At 44.3% G+C, this 2,428-nt stretch carries 1 protein-coding gene; it reads left to right on the top strand.

Features of this window, described 5'->3' with window-relative positions:
* Positions 1–2,428, top strand: a 2,428-nt coding sequence (locus R7Z41_RS23600) for an Ig-like domain-containing protein (protein WP_405524318.1), incomplete at both ends; no start/stop codon positions are given.

Genomic DNA, 2,428 nt, shown 5'->3' with positions numbered 1-2,428 from the left:
GGATTTTTATATTAGCGGTGGTCTTGCCATTGATGATTTCCGTGAGGGTATAGTCACGGAAATGAGAGGGACAACCAGTGGTGTAGAGCAAGGTCTGGCAGTGATGATTCGGGTAAGTGACGGAGACAGCACGCTGAATTTTACTGGCCTTGTTGATGCATCAGGTTCGTGGACAGTAACCGGAATTGACGTAAACACTCTCAATCTAAACAACACGTGGACCATTGAAGCAGAAGTGTTGGATGCCGCCGGCAACCACGCGGTCGATACCATGCCAACAATAGTGCTACCCGGTTCAACGGTATTTTCTGAAAACATCGTTGGATTTTTTGGTGAGCAAAGCAGCTCGGCAGCCATCAACATAGAAAATGGTGTGCCAGCACTGCATGCAGAGCAACCAAGTTTGAGTGCGCTTACATCGGTCGGTCAATCTATTAACGTTGTTGTTGCAGAAGATGGGTTGAGCTTACAAGGAACATCGACTGACGACCGATTAGTTTTCTCAGCAGAAGTCAATGATGATGGTACGGTTCAAATTACTTTTTATGAAGCGATTGATCATGGTGTAGGTCAAGATGAGCTGGTGACTAACGTATTGGTTGAAAGCATTCAAAGTGATGCTGATGGTACACAAGAGACGGTTGTGGCCCCCCTAGAAATCGTCATCAGTGATGCCGACCCAGTGATCGCAAATGAGTCATATAGTGTAACCGAAGGCCAAGTCATTTCTGGCAATGTACTGGAGAATGACATTGATATTGATGGTGACTTGTACATTCGATATGTCAGAGCCGGAGGAGAGATCCAGTCTGTCCCTGATGGTGGCTCAGTAAGTTTTAGTCTAGATAAGGGTGAATTAACCGTATTTTCAGATGGCTCTTGGCAGTTGAATGCCAGTCGCAACTTAGATCACACGGTTGAGCAAAGTATCGTATTTGATTATCTCGCAGCCGATGATTCAAAAGATTACGGTGTAGCAACCGCAACTATCGACATTATAGATGGCCAAGCGGGTTATGTAGGCAGCGCTACTATAAACACAGCAGAAGTACCTCTGGGAGAGGCATTATTAACCACCGAAGGCAGTGTTAATGTGATTGCTGGCTCTGATAACCCTGATCCGACTAGTTTGTATTTTGGTGGGGCATCCATTACTAAGTTAGAGGCATTAGGGCTTACAAGCTCAGTCTCTGATAATGAGCTTAGCTACACGTTAAGTTCCAGTGGAAAGCAAATCACAGCATTTGCCAATGGTGTGACTGTATTTACGTTAACATTGAGTGGCATTGAGTCGGGTAACGATGTACTAGCTTCAATCTCGCTTACTCTTGATCATCCTATCGATCAATTCAATAGTAGTGATACGGTAACCTTCCCGCTGACCATTGGAGGGACAGATCTAGACTCCACACCGCTTGTAGAGAATGAAATTGATTTCGTGTTGAAAGATGGTGTTGATCCTACGTTGAGCAACTTGACTGTTGTTGCAATGGAGGAGATTAATCTAGAAAGTGGGGCAATCTTTAAGACAGGGAGCCTTCAACTCGATATCGGGAGTGATTATGTTGACTCTCTTCGATTTAGCGAATTAAACCAGCCCACATTAGTGAGTAGTGAAAGTGAGTTGCTTTACCGTCTGTCTGATGACGGTACGACAATTACTGGCTATATCTTAGAAGGTGGGGTGGAAGTAAATATTTTTCAATCGAAACTATTATCCACATTACCTTTAGAGTCGAGTAGTGAAATAGAGTATTCCTTTGAATTATATCGCTCTTTCGATCTGTCAAAAGATCAAATCCTGGATATACCATTGTTAGTTAATGCAACAGATTCAGACGGTGACACCACCTCCGTAACATTGGATATTACCTTAGAGGCAATTGAAGGTTTGAACGATGATGCCTCTTTAACGGTGGATATTCTTGATGGCGGTGATGGATACGAAAACCAGTTTGAAGTTCCTAGTGTCACGATTCAAGGTGACGCACTCAAGATAAGCGATGAGTGGCTTGTTACTATCACCATTACCGACAGTCTCAATAACTCCATTACTGTTACAACGACCGTAGAGAACGAGGCTTATACCCTATCAGGCGTTGATCTGTCTTCTCTTGCTGAAGGGCCGCTTACGGTGACTTCTGTGGTTTCTGACATTTATGGCAATAACCTGAACGCCGTCGATACGACCATTAAAGATACGCTTGCAACGGTGAACGTCAATTTTGATGGTGGAGGGGATGAGTATTTAAATCAGTACGAAATCGCGACTACTCGCCTCGAAGGGACGATTGAAAACATTGAAGATGGCCAGCGTATCCAAGTTACGGTAACCGACTCGTTAGGAGCGGTCATAAACTTAGAAACGGTGGTGACTGGTGGAAGTTGGTCTCTGGACGACGTTGACCTTTCTGGATTGTCTGAAGGT

It is taken from the genome of Vibrio sp. 1457 (genome assembly GCF_033340195.1).
GTDB classification, from domain to species: Bacteria; Pseudomonadota; Gammaproteobacteria; order Enterobacterales; family Vibrionaceae; genus Vibrio; species Vibrio alginolyticus.
This window is presented reverse-complemented; position numbering and strand designations above follow the sequence as displayed.